15 protein-coding genes are annotated in these 15,401 nt (G+C 61.6%); 10 read left to right on the forward strand and 5 right to left on the reverse strand.

Features of this window, described 5'->3' with window-relative positions:
* The first annotated feature begins 5 nt into the window (after positions 1-5).
* From AB4Z20_RS04945 to AB4Z20_RS04965, 5 genes are all read left to right on the forward strand, one after another.
* The gene (locus tag AB4Z20_RS04945; RefSeq protein WP_253473828.1) at positions 6-971 is read left to right on the forward strand and encodes a carbohydrate ABC transporter permease; all 966 of its coding nucleotides are present in this window, start codon (positions 6-8) and stop codon (positions 969-971) included.
* The gene (locus AB4Z20_RS04950; protein ID WP_038858890.1) at positions 968-1,810 is read left to right on the forward strand and encodes a carbohydrate ABC transporter permease; all 843 of its coding nucleotides are present in this window, start codon (positions 968-970) and stop codon (positions 1,808-1,810) included. Before AB4Z20_RS04945 ends, AB4Z20_RS04950 begins: the two co-directional genes overlap by 4 nt.
* A gap of 31 nt (positions 1,811-1,841) precedes the next feature.
* Positions 1,842-2,987 carry an ABC transporter ATP-binding protein gene (locus tag AB4Z20_RS04955; RefSeq protein ID WP_253473812.1) on the forward strand — a complete coding sequence of 382 codons (1,146 nt, stop codon included), beginning with the start codon at positions 1,842-1,844 and terminating at the stop codon, positions 2,985-2,987.
* A complete protein-coding gene (locus AB4Z20_RS04960) occupies positions 2,984-4,486 on the forward strand; it encodes a glycoside hydrolase family 32 protein (RefSeq protein ID WP_253473808.1) in 1,503 nt (500 codons plus the stop codon). Before AB4Z20_RS04955 ends, AB4Z20_RS04960 begins: the two co-directional genes overlap by 4 nt.
* 75 nt (positions 4,487-4,561) lie before the next feature.
* Positions 4,562-5,554, forward strand: coding sequence for a LacI family DNA-binding transcriptional regulator (locus tag AB4Z20_RS04965; protein ID WP_253473805.1), 993 nt, complete (start codon positions 4,562-4,564; stop codon positions 5,552-5,554).
* Positions 5,555-5,829: 275 nt separating this feature from the next.
* Here AB4Z20_RS04965 and AB4Z20_RS04970 read toward each other — a convergent pair whose 3' ends face one another.
* The gene (locus AB4Z20_RS04970; protein ID WP_442089446.1) at positions 5,830-6,432 is read right to left on the reverse strand and encodes a TetR/AcrR family transcriptional regulator; all 603 of its coding nucleotides are present in this window, start codon (positions 6,430-6,432) and stop codon (positions 5,830-5,832) included.
* Positions 6,433-6,602: 170 nt separating this feature from the next.
* On the opposite strand from AB4Z20_RS04970, the gene AB4Z20_RS04975 reads away from it, so the two are divergent.
* The 5 genes from AB4Z20_RS04975 to AB4Z20_RS04995 all read left to right on the forward strand — a co-directional run bounded on the left by AB4Z20_RS04975 (position 6,603) and on the right by AB4Z20_RS04995 (position 11,297).
* Positions 6,603-7,697, forward strand: a complete 1,095-nt coding sequence (locus AB4Z20_RS04975) for an alkene reductase (RefSeq protein WP_442089447.1) — start codon at positions 6,603-6,605, stop codon at positions 7,695-7,697.
* Positions 7,698-7,773: 76 nt separating this feature from the next.
* Entirely contained in the window at positions 7,774-8,562 is a 789-nt protein-coding gene (locus AB4Z20_RS04980; RefSeq protein WP_442089448.1) for an SDR family NAD(P)-dependent oxidoreductase, read from the forward strand.
* A 90-nt stretch (positions 8,563-8,652) separates the two neighbouring features.
* Entirely contained in the window at positions 8,653-9,684 is a 1,032-nt protein-coding gene (locus AB4Z20_RS04985; RefSeq protein ID WP_442089449.1) for an NADP-dependent oxidoreductase, read from the forward strand.
* A gap of 61 nt (positions 9,685-9,745) precedes the next feature.
* Complete coding sequence (locus AB4Z20_RS04990; protein ID WP_442089450.1) at positions 9,746-9,916, forward strand: hypothetical protein; 171 nt, start codon at positions 9,746-9,748, stop codon at positions 9,914-9,916.
* Between the two features lie 142 nt (positions 9,917-10,058).
* Positions 10,059-11,297, forward strand: coding sequence for a DUF2599 domain-containing protein (locus AB4Z20_RS04995; RefSeq protein WP_442089451.1), 1,239 nt, complete (start codon positions 10,059-10,061; stop codon positions 11,295-11,297).
* Between the two features lie 54 nt (positions 11,298-11,351).
* On the opposite strand, the gene AB4Z20_RS05000 is transcribed toward AB4Z20_RS04995, so the two are convergent.
* The 4 genes from AB4Z20_RS05000 to AB4Z20_RS05015 are packed head-to-tail and all read right to left on the reverse strand — an operon-like array spanning position 11,352 to position 15,382.
* Positions 11,352-12,962 (reverse strand): gamma-glutamyltransferase family protein, encoded by a 1,611-nt coding sequence (locus AB4Z20_RS05000; RefSeq protein ID WP_442089452.1) that lies wholly within the window; start codon positions 12,960-12,962, stop codon positions 11,352-11,354.
* A 42-nt stretch (positions 12,963-13,004) separates the two neighbouring features.
* Positions 13,005-13,784: an amino acid ABC transporter ATP-binding protein gene (locus AB4Z20_RS05005; protein ID WP_003200817.1), complete on the reverse strand. Its 780-nt coding sequence runs from the start codon at positions 13,782-13,784 to the stop codon at positions 13,005-13,007.
* 2 nt (positions 13,785-13,786) lie between these two features.
* Positions 13,787-14,563, reverse strand: a complete 777-nt coding sequence (locus tag AB4Z20_RS05010) for an amino acid ABC transporter permease (RefSeq protein ID WP_014337982.1) — start codon at positions 14,561-14,563, stop codon at positions 13,787-13,789.
* Between the two features lie 12 nt (positions 14,564-14,575).
* Positions 14,576-15,382, reverse strand: a complete 807-nt coding sequence (locus AB4Z20_RS05015) for an ABC transporter substrate-binding protein (protein WP_258690946.1) — start codon at positions 15,380-15,382, stop codon at positions 14,576-14,578.
* Positions 15,383-15,401 lie beyond the last annotated feature (19 nt).

The following is a 15,401-nucleotide window of genomic DNA, read 5'->3' on the forward strand; positions in this document are numbered from 1 at the left end:
TCACCATGTCTGTCTCCACTACACTCGCCCCCGGCGACGACGAGCACCTGCTCACTCGGGAAACGCCGGTACAACGCCGTCGCGTTCGCGCCGCCTGGCTGTTCCTGAGCCCGATGCTGCTGTGCCTGGCCCTGGTGGCGGCCTGGCCGCTGCTGCGCACATTCTGGTTCAGCCTGACCGACGCCAGCCTGGCCGACACGGGCGATGCAAGCTTTGTCGGCTTGAGCAACTATCTGTTTCACAGCAGCGCTGGCTGGTCGGGCATCCTCGTCGATCCACAGTGGTGGAATGCGGTGCGCAACACCTTGCATTTCACCGTGGTGTCGGTGGGATTGGAAATCGTACTGGGGCTGATGGTGGCGTTGCTGCTGAACGTCAAGTTCACCGGACGCGCGCTGGTGCGGGCGTTGATCCTGATTCCCTGGGCAATCCCGACCATCGTCTCGGCGAAAATCTGGTCATGGATGCTCAACGACCAGTTCGGCATCATCAATCACATGATGCTCGGCCTCGGCCTGATCGATGCGCCCCTGGCCTGGACAGCCGACGCGGACCTGTCGATGTGGGCAGTGATCGTCGTCGACGTCTGGAAGACCGTGCCTTTCGTCACGCTGCTGATGCTGGCGGCCTTGCAGATGTTGCCCAGCGACTGCTACGAAGCCGCCAGGGTCGATGGCATTCACCCGGTGAAAGTGTTCTGGTGGGTCACCCTGCCGCTGCTGATGCCGGCATTGCTGGTGGCGGCGATCTTTCGCATCCTCGATTCCTTGCGGGTGTTCGACGTCATCTATGTGCTGACCTCGAACTCATCGAGCACCATGAGCATGTCGGTCTATGCCCGCCAGCACCTGGTGGAATTCCAGGACGTCGGTTACGGCAGCGCCGCTTCGACCTTGCTGTTCCTGGTCGTGGCGGTCATCGCCATGGCTTACCTGTACCTCGGACGCCGTCAGCTGGAGGTTCGCTCATGAGCCCGCGCCTACTGAAAAAAGCCCTGCTGCGCGCCGGGTTCTGGTGCCTGATCGGGATCTTGCTGCTGTATGCGGTCTTCCCGTTCTACTACGCCATCGTCACGTCGCTGAAGCCGTCCAGCGCCTTGTTCCAGGTGAGCTACTGGATCGACAACCCCGACTTCTCCAACTATGCCGCCGTGCTGAGCCAGGCCTCGTTCCTGCGGGCCATCGGCAACTCGCTGGTGGTCGCGCTGAGCGTGGTCGCGCTGGCGTTGTTCCTCAGCCTGACCGCCGCCTATGCCCTGGGCCGCGTGAAGTTTCGCGGACGCGGCGTGGTGTTGATGATGGTCCTGGGCGTCTCGATGTTTCCACAAGTCGCGGTGCTGTCGGGATTGTTCGAAGTGATCCGTGCCCTGGGCCTGTACAACACATCCTGGGCGTTGATCCTGAGCTACACGATTTTCACCCTGCCCTTCACCGTCTGGGTGCTGACCACCTTCATGGGGCAACTGCCTCATGAGCTGGAAGAGGCCGCGATCATGGACGGTGCGTCACCCTGGGTCACGCTGACCCGCGTGCTGTTGCCGCTGCTCTGGCCGGCACTGGTCACCACGGGGCTCTTGGCCTTCATCGCCGCCTGGAACGAGTTCCTGTTTGCCCTGACCTTCACCCTGACCGACTCGCAACGCACGGTCCCGGTCGCCATCGCGCTGATTTCCGGCGGCAGCCCTCATGAATTGCCTTGGGGCTTGTTGATGGCGGCGTCGGTGCTGGTCACGGTCCCATTGGTGATTCTGGTGCTGATCTTCCAGCGCCGCATCGTTTCCGGCCTCACTGCCGGTGCGTTAAAGGGTTGAGGCCCAACACAGATAAGAAAGGAACAGCATCGTGATCAAGTTGAAGCTGGACAACGTGAACAAACAATTGGGCGGCGCACGCATTCTTCGCGACGTCAGCCTGGAAATCTCGGCAGGTGAATTCGTGGTTTTCGTCGGCCCTTCGGGCTGCGGAAAGTCGACCTTGCTGCGACTGATCGCCGGACTGGATTCGATCTGCGACGGCGACCTGCTGATCGACGGACGCCGGGTCAATGACCTGGAGCCGCGCGAGCGTGGCGTCGGCATGGTGTTCCAGTCCTATGCGCTGTACCCGCACATGAGCGTCTACGACAACATCAGCTTTGGCCTCAAACTGGCCAAGACCGAAAAAACCACCCTGCGCGAGCGAGTGCTGAAAACCGCACAAATCCTGCAGTTGGACAAGCTACTGCAACGCAAGCCACGGGAACTGTCGGGTGGACAGCGCCAGCGGGTGGCCATGGGCCGGGCCATGGCGCGGGAACCGGACATTTTGTTGTTCGACGAGCCGCTGTCCAACCTCGACGCCTCCCTGCGCGTGCAGATGCGCAACGAAATCGCCCGGCTGCACGGGCGACTGGGCTCGACCATGATCTACGTGACCCACGACCAGGTTGAAGCGATGACCCTGGCCGACAAGATTGTCGTGCTCAATGGCGGCCGCATCGAGCAGGTCGGCTCGCCACGCGAACTCTATGAGCACCCGGCCAGCCGCTTTGTCGCCGGTTTCCTCGGTTCGCCCAAGATGAACTTTCTGCCGGCGCGCCTGCACACCCCAGGTGAAACCAGCCAGATCGACAGCCCTCTATTGGGCATGACGCCCCTTCCTTTCGACAGCACCCACCTGGCGGCGAACAGCCCATTGACCCTGGGAATTCGCCCGGAACACGTGTCGCTCAAAGCGGCGCAAGGCAGCGCTGGGGTCGTCGTGGTCGGGGTCGAATACCTGGGCAGCGAAACCTACGTGCACCTGGAGTCAGGCGAGGATGAACCCTTGATCTGTCGCTGCGAAGTCAACGCCGGATGGCGAGTGGGCGATCGGGTTGAACTGCAACTGGCGTTCGGCAGCATGCATCTGTTCGACGCGGATGGCACGGCCTTGAGACGCCATCCTGCTGTTATTGAAGTCCTCCCGGAGGACGTCCCGCAGCGCTCGCCAAAAGCAGGCGCCCTATGACTGTGTCTGTAAATGCCATGAACACACCCATGCCCTCCCCCTTTGAACGTGCGCAGCAGGCGCTGAATGAAGGTCAGTCTCGTCTCATCGGCGACTATCGCCCTGACTATCATCTGGCGCCTGTCGCGGGCTGGATGAACGACCCTAACGGGGTGGTGTTTTTCCGTGGTGAATATCACGTGTTCTACCAACACCACCCTTTCGATGCCAAATGGGGTCCGATGTATTGGGGCCACGCCAAGAGCGCCGACCTGGTCCATTGGCAGCATCTGCCCCTTGCCCTGGCGCCAGGCGATGACTTTGACCGCCACGGCTGTTTTTCCGGTAGCGCGGTGGTGTGTGGCGACACCTTGGCGCTGATCTACACCGGGCACACCTGGCTGGGAGAAGTGGGTGACGAGCGCTTTATCCGCCAGGTCCAGTGCCTGGCCACCAGTGACGACGGCATCCGGTTCGTCAAGCATGGCGCCGTCATCGAGAACGCGCCGCAAGAAACGATCATGCACTTTCGCGACCCCAAGGTCTGGCAGGAGGACGGTTATTGGTACCTGATTGCTGGCGCGCGCCTGGGCGACAAGCCGCTGCTGCCGCTGTACCGCTCCACCGACCTGCACACCTGGGAGTTCCTCGACTACGTGTCCAGTGGCAATGAGGGCGATGGCTACATGTGGGAATGCCCGGACCTGTTTCGCCTCGACGGGCGCGACGTGCTGCTGTATTCCCCCCAGGGCATGCAACCCGAAGGTTACGAACGCCTCAACAAGTACCAGACCGGTTATCGCATTGGCCGGCTCGACAGCGAATGGCACTTCACCGGCGGGCCGTTCATCGAACTGGATAACGGTCACGATTTCTATGCCGCGCAAACGTTGGAGGCCGCCGATGGTCGGCGCCTTGTGTGGGCTTGGCTGGACATGTGGGAAAGCCCGATGCCGAGCCAGGCCCATCACTGGTGCGGCATGCTCGGCTTGCCCCGCGAGCTTGAACTGCAGGGCGATCGCCTTGGCGTGTTTCCGGCACGGGAACTGACAGCGCTGCGCCAGGCGCCGCTGCCGAGCATCGCACCGTGGGGCGAGTCGGGCAGCTGCTGGGTGCCGCAAGTGAAAGGCGACAGGCTCGAAATCCATGTGCATCTGGATCTGCTCGGCTGCACCGAAGGCCACCTGGGAGTCGCCTTGCGCTGCAGCGCCGATGAGCAGGAACAAACCCTGCTTTATTACGACGCGTCACTGCAACGCCTGGTGCTCGATCGCAGCCGCTCGGGTGCGCAAGTGAGCGGTCAGCGCAGCGTGTCGATCGAGCCGACACAAACACAACTGCACCTGCGGGTATTTCTCGATCGCTCGTCCATCGAGGTGTTTGAGGAAAACGGCCGCTTCAGCTTCAGCAGCCGCCTCTATCCGCGGCCCGACAGCCTCGGGGTGAAACTGTTGGCGAACGGGACTGGCGGGCGCGTCGCCATTCCCAAGGCTTGGCCTCTGGACTCGGGCTGGCTGTGAGTACCGTCATTCGAGTCGCGAGAAGCCCAAGGCCTGTGTCATGATTCTGCGTCAACCTGACTGGCCGCACTTCGCATGACTTCCGTGAAAGACGTTGCACAGCTGGCCGGCGTATCCCTGATGACGGTTTCGCGCGCGCTCAACACGCCGGAAAAACTGAGCCCCGAAACCCTTCAGCGGGTACGTCGCGCCATTGAGGAACTGCAATTCGTACCGAGCCTGTCGGCGCGCAGGATGCGCGGCGACAACCTGCAGGCCCGCACCATCGGTGTGTTCGCACTGGACACCGCGACCACGCCGTTTGCCGTCGAGTTGCTGCTGTCCATCGAACAGACCGCGCAGCAGGCAGGCTGGAACGTCTTCATCCTCAACCTGTTGAGCAACCCGCCCACCGACCAGAACATCGACCTGATGCTGTCGCACCGCCCCGACGGGTTGATTTTCAGTGCCATGGGATTGCGCCAGGTGAGCATTCCCGAACGACTCAAGAGCAAACCGCTGGTGCTCGCCAATTGCCTGGCCGATGACAGCCACCTGGTCAGTTATGTGCCGGATGATGAAGCCGGGCAGCATCGAGCCATGCAGCATGCGTTGAGCCAAGGCTATCGGCGCCCGCTGTGTATCAATTTGCCGAGGAAGAGTCTTGCCTGGGGCCTGCGCCAGCAAGGCTTGCAACGCGCCTGTCAAGCCGTCGGGCTGGCACCTGAAGCACTCCTGCAGTACGACCTTTCCGATCACGACGCCTATGATGAAACCGCTGCCATTCTCGACCGGCATATCGTTGACGGCCGTCCGCAATTCGACGTCCTGGTCTGCGGCAACGACCGCATCGCCTTTTGCGCCTATCAGTTGTTGCTGGGTCGCGGCCTGAAAATTCCCGACGATGTCGCGGTGCTCGGCTATGACAACATGATCGGCATCGCCGAACTGTTCATCCCGCCACTGACCACCGTACAACTGCCGTACTACGAGATCGGTCGCCAGGCGGCCCGGCACCTGATCGAGAATCTCGAGGTATCGGGCGCCCAGCCGGTGGATTGCCCGCTGGTGGTCAGGGCGTCGCTATAGACCGCCGACAAACCCGAGGCGAGGGGGCTTGCTCCCGCTCGGCTCTGTAGGAGCTGGCGAAGCCTGCGATCTTTTGATCTTTTGATCTTTTGATCTTTTGATCTTTTGATCTTTTGATCTTTTGATCTTTCGCTTGAGATTCAAGTGTATGGGGAAAGATCGCAGCCTCGTTGCACTCGACAGCTCCTACACAGCTCCTACGCAGCTCCTACGGCCCAGCGGGAGCAATCTCTGGCCACGGGTGCACCGTTTTTCTTAAGTGAACAGCATTATGATCACTCAGGCTGTTTCGCGGGCGACGGCGGCAGCGCCGCGATGATCCGGGCGCGGCACACCTCGAGGATTTCATCGGCCAGTGCGGAATCGTCCGGGCAAGCCCGTGACAACATGATCGCCCCGACGGCATGCGCCAACATGTCGAGCATTTTTGCCCTGATCGCTTCCTGCGGTGCTTCCTGCGGCGCGTCTTGTCCGGCCTCGTATCGGCTTTCGAGCGCGGCCAGCGTGTTTTCGATGCCGTTGGCAAAGGTAGCCTTCAGTTCGGGCGATTGACGGGCAGCGTCGCCACACAGTGCCGCCATGGTGCAACCGCCACCCCGGCCGTCGCGGTGATCCCTGGACACGTAAAGATCGACGAAAGCAGCCACGTCGATGCCCGCATTGTCGGTCAGCGACTGCGCAAGGCTGCTCGCTGCCGCTTCGGCCATCAGGTCGGCCTTGGAGCCGAAATGCTTGTAGAACCCGCCATGGGTGAAGCCGGCGGCCGCCATCAAGTCCGCCACACCCACGCCGTCAAAGCCGCGCTCGCGAAACAAGACAGAGGCCGTCTCGACGATGTGCTCCCGGTTTGCCTGGGCCTGGGCCTTGGTCACCCTCATTTTTCACTCCCTCGTGCTGCTCGAAAATCATGCTCACATCATACATAGATGTCGAGCATAATCAAATTCGTTGACAGTTTAGATTTCGATCATCATCCTAATGAAAAGCCGTGCTCACCTCGCCAGGCTGCACGCGCTCCCTTAATCCAAACCTACGGAAACAAGACGTCATGACCGACCAGAACCTGTTCACGCCCTACACGTTGGGTGATCTCACGCTTTCCAACCGAGTGGTCCTGGCGCCGCTGACACGTAACCGTGCGGGGCAAGGTTTTGTACCGAGCGAGTTCGCTGCCACTTACTACAGCCAGCGAGCGTCGGCCGGCCTGCTGATCTCCGAGGCTTCACAGATTTCCCAGCAAGGACAGGGCTATCAGGACACACCCGGGATCTACACCCAGGCGCAGATCGACGGCTGGCGCACGGTCACCGAGGCCGTGCATGCCAAAGGCGGGCGGATTTTCCTGCAGCTGTGGCATGTCGGCCGCGTTTCCCACGTCGACCTGCAAGCGAATGGTGCAGCGCCAGTGGCCCCCTCCGCTCTGCGTCCGGCGACCAAGGTATTCGTCAACAACAGTTTCGAGGACGTTTCCGAACCGCGAGCGCTGGACATCAGCGAGTTGCCGGGGATCGTCAACGATTTTCGCCAGGCAGCGGCGAACGCCATCGCTGCGGGATTTGATGGCGTAGAGATCCACGGCGCGAACGGCTACCTGCTGGACCAGTTCCTCAAGGACGGCGCCAACGTGCGTACCGATGCCTATGGCGGCTCGATTGAAAAACGTGCGCGCCTGCTGCTGGAAGTGACTGCGGCAGTGGTGGAAGAAGTCGGCGCCCACCGCACCGGCCTGCGCATCTCGCCGGTCTCGCCGGCCAATGGTGTGTCCAGCAGCGCGCCACAGGCCCAGTTCGACTACCTGGTCGACCAGCTCAACGCCCTCGACATCGTTTACCTGCACGTGGTGGAAGGCGCGACCGGTGGGCCGCGCGACGTTGCGCCCTTCGACTTTGCTGCCTTGCGCCAGCGCTTCAAAAACACCTACATCGCCAACAACGGCTACGACCTGGACCTGGCTACCTCACGACTCGTCGAAGACAAGGCTGACCTGATCGCCTTCGGCCGGCCGTTCATCGGCAATCCGGACCTGGTGGAGCGGCTCAGAACCGCTTCGCCTTTGTCGGCATTCAATCCCGCTACCCTCTACGGTGGTGGTGCGACGGGCTACATCGATTATCCAACGCTCGCTGAATCCAGCGCGCAGTAACACCGGCCAGACCCGACTGCGCGCCTGAACAACAGCGCGCGACTCGCTCATCAATACCTTGAAGAAGAGAATCTCCATGGACACTCGCACAACTGTTCTCATCACTGGCGCCTCCACCGGTATTGGCGCTGTCTATGCCCAGCGCTTTGCGCAACGTGGACACGATCTCGTCCTGGTGGCCCGCGACAGCGTGCGCCTGGAAGTGCTGGCCGCCAAGCTGCGCAGCGAACACAACGTTGCCGTCGATATTCTCCAGGCCGACCTGACTCAGATCGGCGACCTGACAACCGTCGAAGCCCGGCTGCGCGATGACGCCAACATCGGCATCCTGGTCAATAACGCCGGTGCCGCCCAATCCGGCACCTTCATCGAACAGTCGACCGAAAGCGTCGCGCACCTCGTGGCGCTCAATACCACCGCGCTGGTCCGGCTGGCCAGCGCCATCGCCCCACGCCTGGTCAAAGCGGGTGACGGCGCGATTATCAACATCGGCTCCGTCGTTGGCCTGGCACCGGAGTTCGGTATGTCGGTCTACGGCGCGACCAAGGCGTTCGTGCTGTTTCTCTCCCAGGGACTCAGCCTGGAACTCTCCCCGAAAGGCGTCTACGTACAAGCCGTCCTGCCAGCGGCCACCCGTACCGAGATCTGGGAACGCGCGGGCATCGATATCAACACCCTGAATGAAATCATGGAAGTCGGTGATTTGGTCGATGCCGCGCTGGTCGGTTTTGATCGTCGCGAGCCAGTGACCATCCCGCCCCTGCATGAAGAGGCTCGCTGGGATGCCTTGCAGGCCGCACGTCAAGGCCTGCTCGGGCAAATCCGGCAGTCCCATGTTGCCGAGCGCTATCAAGACCCGGCGTGATCATCGTCTAGCGGACGCCGGCGCGAAGGACAGCGCTGGCATTTCTGGACACCTGACCAGCCTGTTGCCCCCTTATGAGAACAAAGCACCATGAAGGCATTTTTTATCGACCGCTACGGCAAGCACGCTGGACGTATTGGCGAGGTACCGGCTCCTGAAGTGGCTGACCACGACGTTCTGGTCCGCGTGCACGCCGCCAGCGTCAACCTCCTGGATTCAAAGATTCGCAAAGGCGAGTTCAAGCTGATCCTGCCCTACTCGTTTCCCTTGGTATTGGGGCATGACGTGGCCGGGGTCGTGGTCCGCGTGGGATCCCTTGTCGAGCAATTCAAGCCGGGGGATGAAGTCTATGCCCGCGCCCCGGATGGGCACATCGGCACCTTCGCCGAGCAGATTTCAGTGAACGAAAATGCCCTGGCCGTGAAACCGGCAAACATCAGCATGGAAGAAGCCGCCGCCCTGCCCTTGGTCGCCCTGACCGCCTGGCAGGTACTGGTTGAAACCGCCCGACTGAAGCAAGGCCAAAAGGTCTTCATCCAGGCCGGTTCAGGTGGCGTCGGCACCCTCGCCATCCAGCTTGCAAAGCACGTCGGCGCCTTCGTTGCGACCAGCACCAGCACCGCCAATGTGGCGTGGGTCAAAGCCCTGGGTGCGGACGTTGTCATCGATTACAAGCAACAGGATTTCTCAAGCGTTCTGCAGGACTATGACGTCGTGTTGAGCAGCCTCGGCGCCGATGAATTGGAGAAGTCGCTGAAGATCCTCAAACCCGGCGGCCAGCTCATTTCCATCTCCGGACCACCCACCCCACAGTTCGCCCAGGCCCAGGGATTTTCCTGGGTGCTGAGACTGATCATGGGCCTGTTGAGCAGCGGTATACGCCGCAAGGCCCGCCGAAAAGGTGTGAGCTACACCTTCGTGTTCATGCGTGCCAGCGGTCCTCAACTGCGTGAGATCAGCACGCTCGTCGAGTCCGGCAGCGTCAAGCCGGTGATTGACCGATCCTTCCCTTTCGAGGCGACAGCCGATGCCCTGAGCTATGTCGAACAAGGGCGATCGAAGGGCAAGGTCGTCATCAAGGTCCACTCGAGAATGGCCCCAGAAGGAAAAGCGCTGATTTGACCGGAGGGAATCAGTTGACTACCTTGAAGCTCACCCATCTCGTTCGACAAGGAGTGTCGACATGTGCGCAGCTGCTCGTGCGTTTTTTACCCTGCCCCTGGCGTTCCATCCGGTAGCTGCCCAGCCTCCGCATGATCCACTGAAGCTCCGCATCACCCCCAACTGCAACATCCTCAAAGACCCGCACCAGGAACTCGATGCGGCGGCCGGTTGCCATTCGCTCTCGCGTTGAATTGACCTCGACCATAACACCGCCGATGCCCGCGACAGGTTCAATGAAACCCGTCGACCGGCGCCATGAACCCTTCTGCTTTCTCTTTCCCCGGCATGGAATGCCGTGCCGGCTATCGGTTCCAACACAAGGAAGTCACGTCATGAAGACACGTTTGAAAAGGATCACGCCATTGCTCGTCCTCCCGTTGTTCTGGCAAACCACAGCGGCCAATGCCGAGTCGTGCGAAGAGACGCTGAAACGGGTGGAAGGGTTGTACAACAACACCGTCGACAGTTGCCGCCAGGACCCGGCCTCGGATTGTTCGGGATTGCTGATCAGGGGCACTCACCGCGCCAACCCGGCGAAGGGCGAGAAATGGGATGTCTGGAACCCAAGCCCGAAAGCGAAGGAGCTGGGCACCTTTGCCGCCTCCTGGATGCGGGTCGATGGCATCAGCTATGAAGACCCTGGCATGAGCACCCAGAACGGCTACATCATCACGCCAATCGACCAGGTACGCGAACCGGAAACCCCGGTGCACATCTACTGCGCATTTCCGAACGATGCCTGGACCGACTTTCGTGATGACCGAGGCTGTGGCAACAATAAAAACACCGCCCAGACAGAGGCTGTCTGCCAGGCCATGACGCCGCCTATCCTCAACGCCAATGCCTGGGTCGCGCACTTCACCCGGTTCAACAACGACAGGAAGCAAGACCAGTTGCAATGTGGTTTCAATATGCGCAACCCCATGAGCAGCCGGGAACGGGTCGACGCGTTTCGAAACTTCATGGGCGCCCGGCAAGTCATCAATACCCGCGAATTTCAAACCCAGACCGAGCTGCGCCTGGGTAACCCGAAAGACGACGCACTGCCGATCCTGGCGTTTTTCTACAGCGATCAACGTGGCCTGAACGATGCCCTGGCCAACCAACGGGACTACAAGGACAAGACCGGCAAGGATCGCAACATCATCAAGATCGACTTCCCCAGGACGCCGGGCAGCAAGGCCACGTTCTCCTGCACCCAAACCCCGCCGCCGCCCACGCAACAATTCTGTGACCGCTACATCGAATCCAGCAATTGGGTGAAACGCCCTGATCCGAAGCTTGGGCCCGACACCTGGTCGCTTCAGGTCGTGCCCACGGCATGTGGTCGCGCGATCAAGGATGACCAGACCGACAGGATGTTTGCCGAGCTGTACAACAAGCACAAAGACGACGGGCAATGGCGGCAATACAGCGTCTACGGCGGGTCCCTCCGCCGGCAATTGGTGTGTCATCTGGCGGCCACCTTCGATGGCAAGCCCGTCAGGAACAAACCCGAGTGGAACCTTGAGCCGGCACGCCCTTACGTCGACCAGGCCAGGGCTGTCGCACAGTACTGCAATCCTTACTGAGGCTTGAGCGGCAACGCGATCTGCCGATATTCCAGGTATCGGCGGATCACGCATTTACCAAACAGCAATATGCGAATCCGCCCGGGGTTCGGTACCACCGCACAGCACACCACTGACCGGGTCGCGCAGGATGATCTGGCCGCGGCCATAGTCGGTCAGGTCGCTGGCGATCTGAACCTCATGCCCCCGTCGCGCCAGGGCATTGGCCAGGTCCCGTGAGGCCCCGTGCTCGATCCCGACCTTCATCGCCCCCAGCCATTGCCAGCGCGGTGCATCCAGCGCCGCTTGCGGGTTCAGGCCGAAATCCACCAGGTTCATGACCATCTGCACATGCCCCTGGGGCTGCATGTAGCCGCCCATCACGCCGAACGGGCCAAGGGCCTCGCCATTGCGGGTGAGGAAACCGGGGATGATGGTGTGGAAGGTCTTCTTGCCTGGGGCCAGGCAGTTGGCGTGGGTCGAATCGAGGCTGAATTCCTGCCCACGATTCTGCAAGGCAATACCGCTGTCGGGCAGCACCACGCCGGAGCCGAACCCGTGGTAGTTGCTCTGGATGAACGAGACCATGTTGCCCTCCCCATCCGCGGTCGCCAGGTACACCGTGCCGCTGGCGTGGGGGTCGCCGGGCGCGGGCGGTTGGGCCTGTTCGCCGATCTGCCGACGACGGCGGGCACTGTAGTCATCGCTGAGCAGGTCAGCCACCGCCACGCGCATGTGCAAAGGATCGGTGATGTAGTGCAGGCCGTCGCTGTAGGCCGACTTCATCGCTTCCAGTTGGCGATGCCAGGTCTGTTGGCTGTCACGGTGATCGAAGTCGAAGCCTTCCAATATCTTCAACGCCATCAAGGCCACCAGGCCCTGCCCGCTTGGCGGGATTTCCCAGACATCCACGCCTCGGTAATTGATGTGGATGGGGTCCACCCACTGGGCGCGATAATCCCTGAGGTCCGAGGCCCGCAGATAGCCGCCGCTGGCCCGGGAATGGGCGTCCAGGCGCTCGGCCAACGCACCGCGATACAGGCTCTCGCAGCGGGTATCGGCCAATTCCTGGAGGGTGCGCGCCTGGGCCGGGTTGCGAAAAACTTCCCCGGCCCGTGGTGCCCGGCCTTCGATCAGGAAAGTCTCGAACCAGGCCTCGAGGACGGCATCACGATGGGGCGTGAACTCGTTCACCGCGACCTGCCATTGATGGGCAACCACCGGCGACAGCGCAAAGCCATCCCGGGCCAGGCTGATCGCCGGTTGCAGTAGCTCGGCAAAGGGCAGCTTGCCAAAGCGTCGGGACAACTCGGCCCAGGCCGACGGGCAGCCCGGGACGGTCACCGGTGTCCAGCCATAGAGCGGCATCTGCTCATGGCCAGCGGCCTTGACCGCCTCGATGCTCAAGGCAGCCGGTGCATGGCCGTTGCCGTTGAGGCCGTGCAACTGGCCCTTGCACCAGACCAGCGCGAAGGCGTCACCGCCAATGCCACAGCCGGTGGGTTCGACCACGGTCAGTGCGGCTGCCGTGGCGATGGCGGCGTCGATGGCATTGCCGCCCTTTTGCATGATCTCGATGCCCGCCTGGGCAGCCAGGGGCTGGGACGCGGCGACCATGCCTCGACGGGCGAAAACACTTTGGCGTTGCGACGGATAAGGATATTCGTGGGCAGAAAATTTCAGCATGGTGAAGGCTCTTCGATACAGGAATTCAGTGGCCGGGAAAGGTCATAACACGCGACTGAGAAAAGCCCGGGTACGAGGATGAATGGGGTGACAGAAAATCTGCTCCGGCGGCCCCTGCTCGATGAGCTCGCCCTGGTCCAGGACCACCACCCGGTCGGCCACTTCCCGGGCAAAGCCCATTTCATGGGTCACCACGACCATGGTCATCCCCTCCTCGGCCAACTCTTTCATCACTTGCAACACCTCGCCGACAGTCTCCGGGTCGAGGGCGCTGGTGGGTTCGTCGAACAGCATGGCCTGGGGTTTCATGGCCAGGGCCCGGGCAATCGCCACCCGCTGTTGCTGGCCACCGGAAAGCATCGACGGGTAGTGATCGGCCTTGTCCGCCAGGCCGACCCGCTCCAGCAGGCCGCGGGCCTGCTCCAGCGCGGCGGTGCGAGTCACGCCAAGCACCTGGATCGGCGCCTCGATGATGTTCTCCAGGGCCGTCATGTGAGGAAACAGGTTGAAGCGCTGGAAGACCATGCCGATGTCCCGCCGTTGACGGGCGATGTTGCGCTCAGACTCACGCACCAGGCTGCCATCGGCCCGCTCGCGATAGCCCATGGCCCGGCCGTTGACGCGGATCCGCCCGCCCTGGATGTCCTCCAGCAAGTTGATGCAGCGGATGAAGGTGGTCTTGCCGGAGCCCGAAGCGCCGATCAGCACCACCACTTCGCCGCGCCGCACTTGCAGGGAGATGCCCTTGAGAATCTGCAGCTCGCCGAAGGACTTGTGGACATCCAGCGCCTCGATAATCAGCTCTTCGCTTTTATGCGCCATGGTTAACGTGCCCTCAGCAGGTTCAGGGTGCTGCGACCGAACATCCGCGTCGAAGCCGGCGGCGGTGACGAGGGCCGGTCCGACTGACCGAAACGGGCCTCCAGCCAGCGCTGGAAAAAGCCCCACAACGTGGTCAGCAACAGGAAGTAGATCGCCACCACCAGGTACAGTTCGAACACCCGGAACGTCGCCGACGTGACCATCTGGGTACTGAGCAACAATTCCTGTACGCCGATCACGCTGACCAGCGTGGTGTTCTTGAGCATCACGTTGAACTCGTTGCCCAGCGGCGGCACGATGACCCGGAACGCCTGGGGCAGCACAATGCGGCGCATCAGTTTGGCGAAGGTCATGCCCAGCGAGCGCCCGGCCTCGTATTGGCCCTTGTCCACCGCACCGATGCCGGCGCGGATGATCTCGGCCATGTAGGCCCCCTCATTGAGGCCCAGGGCAATGATCGCCGCCTGGATATTGCCGGGGATCACCAGGCCAAACAGGTCGATGTCTTCGAAGCGGAAAATCCCGCCAGCGGCCAGCGCGGTGTAGAGAAAGACGATCTGCACCAGCAACGGTGTACCGCGCATCAGCCATACGTAAAAACGTACCGGCAAATGCAGCAACGGGTTCTTCGACAACCGCAACAGCGCGGCGGCCAGCCCGAGGGCACAGCCCAGCAGCATCGCCAGCACACTGATCAGGCAGGTCAGCCAGAGCCCGGTGAGGTACACCCCACTGGGCTGCAGCAGGTACTGCCAGAACACATCCCAATTGAAATTCATCGGTGGTTCACCTCAATCAAGCGTGTCACTGGCGACATGCCATTTGCCCAGCAGTTGGCTGTAGCTGCCATCGCTGCGCATATCGCCGATGATCTGCTGCACGGCAGCAGTCAGTTGCGGATCGTCCTTGCGAATACCCAGGCCGGTGAGAATCCGGCTGAAGGCTGGCACACCCGCCTCGAACAGATCGGGCGCCATGGCGGCGTAATAACCGGCGGTTTCCACGGTGGTGCCGTAGGCGTCGACCTGGCTGATGCGCAGGGCCTGGAAGGCATCGGTGTCGGTGTTGTAGACCACCAGTTTCATCGCCGGCTTGCCGGCCTTGGCCAGGGTCTCGTTCTCGGCGTCGAGCAGGGTCTTGATGGTGGAACCGTTAAGTACGGCGACCTTGTCTCCGGAGAGATCCGGCAGTGTCTTGAGGCCCTTTGGATTGCCCTTGGGCACCACCACCGCCTGGCTGGAATACATGTAGTTGACGATGTCGATCACCTCGCGGCGCTCGGGTTTATCAAACAACTGGTCGACGATCATGTCGCACTGGCGGGCCAGCAACGCGGGGAGCAATCCGGAAAAGGGAATGACCCGCCACTCCACCTTCTTGTCGCCCAGGCGCTTGGCGATCTCCAGGCCCAGGTCCACGGTCAGTCCCTTGGGTTTCTGCGCTTCATCGAAGGACACCAGCGGTGGCGAATCCATGCCCGAGCAGTAGACGAGTTTATCGACCTTGAGCAAACGCTCCGGGACAACGGGCGCGGCAACCGCCCACTGTGCACAGAAACCCAAGGATAAAGCGGCAACCAACAGGCGAGGCTTATGCATGACCAGACACTCCAGTTCA

The sequence above is a fragment of the Pseudomonas sp. KB_12 genome, from assembly GCF_052114545.1.
GTDB lineage: Bacteria > Pseudomonadota > Gammaproteobacteria > Pseudomonadales > Pseudomonadaceae > Aquipseudomonas > Aquipseudomonas brassicacearum.

Excerpts from the sequence above, each read along its gene's own strand:
- AB4Z20_RS04945 (WP_253473828.1), top strand. The coding sequence starts at position 6 with ATGTCTGTCTCCACTACACTCGCCCCCGGCGACGACGAGCACCTGCTC.
- AB4Z20_RS04950 (WP_038858890.1), top strand. The coding sequence starts at position 968 with ATGAGCCCGCGCCTACTGAAAAAAGCCCTGCTGCGCGCCGGGTTCTGG.
- AB4Z20_RS04960 (WP_253473808.1), top strand. The coding sequence starts at position 2,984 with ATGACTGTGTCTGTAAATGCCATGAACACACCCATGCCCTCCCCCTTT.
- AB4Z20_RS04965 (WP_253473805.1), top strand. The coding sequence starts at position 4,562 with ATGACTTCCGTGAAAGACGTTGCACAGCTGGCCGGCGTATCCCTGATG.
- AB4Z20_RS04970 (WP_442089446.1), bottom strand. The coding sequence starts at position 6,432 with ATGAGGGTGACCAAGGCCCAGGCCCAGGCAAACCGGGAGCACATCGTC.
- AB4Z20_RS04975 (WP_442089447.1), top strand. The coding sequence starts at position 6,603 with ATGACCGACCAGAACCTGTTCACGCCCTACACGTTGGGTGATCTCACG.
- AB4Z20_RS04980 (WP_442089448.1), top strand. The coding sequence starts at position 7,774 with ATGGACACTCGCACAACTGTTCTCATCACTGGCGCCTCCACCGGTATT.
- AB4Z20_RS04985 (WP_442089449.1), top strand. The coding sequence starts at position 8,653 with ATGAAGGCATTTTTTATCGACCGCTACGGCAAGCACGCTGGACGTATT.
- AB4Z20_RS04990 (WP_442089450.1), top strand. The coding sequence starts at position 9,746 with ATGTGCGCAGCTGCTCGTGCGTTTTTTACCCTGCCCCTGGCGTTCCAT.
- AB4Z20_RS04995 (WP_442089451.1), top strand. The coding sequence starts at position 10,059 with ATGAAGACACGTTTGAAAAGGATCACGCCATTGCTCGTCCTCCCGTTG.
- AB4Z20_RS05000 (WP_442089452.1), bottom strand. The coding sequence starts at position 12,962 with ATGCTGAAATTTTCTGCCCACGAATATCCTTATCCGTCGCAACGCCAA.
- AB4Z20_RS05005 (WP_003200817.1), bottom strand. The coding sequence starts at position 13,784 with ATGGCGCATAAAAGCGAAGAGCTGATTATCGAGGCGCTGGATGTCCAC.
- AB4Z20_RS05010 (WP_014337982.1), bottom strand. The coding sequence starts at position 14,563 with ATGAATTTCAATTGGGATGTGTTCTGGCAGTACCTGCTGCAGCCCAGT.
- AB4Z20_RS05015 (WP_258690946.1), bottom strand. The coding sequence starts at position 15,382 with ATGCATAAGCCTCGCCTGTTGGTTGCCGCTTTATCCTTGGGTTTCTGT.